The following is a 337-nucleotide window of genomic DNA, read 5'->3' on the forward strand; positions in this document are numbered from 1 at the left end:
CCGGAACCGGCAAGTCCCAAACCCCGGAAATTTTGAACATTACGAGAATTCCCAGCCATTACTATTGTCGACGGCGATGGAAGGACTGGCGCGATGCATGGCGGGGCAAGGCGCACCGGCTGCGTTCGGCAGATATCCGCCGGAAGCGCCAATGGGCGCGCAAACGATAAGGGCGGCAATCCTCTTATTTGGCCCATCCAAACACCGCCGCTTGGCGGATTCGGAGCGGTTGCGCGGCCAGGTCCACCGCTCTATGGCTGGGCTCCTGACACATCTCGACGAGCGACGAACCATGGCGACAGACGGCAGCAAGATCGGCATCAACACGCAGCTTGCC

At 60.8% G+C, this 337-nt stretch carries 1 protein-coding gene; it reads left to right on the forward strand.

Annotation, left to right across the window (positions count from 1 at the left end):
- Positions 1-151 precede the first annotated feature (151 nt).
- On the forward strand, positions 152-337 hold a 186-nt coding region (locus EN818_RS33370; protein ID WP_210237330.1), incomplete at its 3' end, for a hypothetical protein.

The sequence above is a fragment of the Mesorhizobium sp. M3A.F.Ca.ET.175.01.1.1 genome, from assembly GCF_004791945.1.
Lineage (GTDB): Bacteria > Pseudomonadota > Alphaproteobacteria > Rhizobiales > Rhizobiaceae > Mesorhizobium.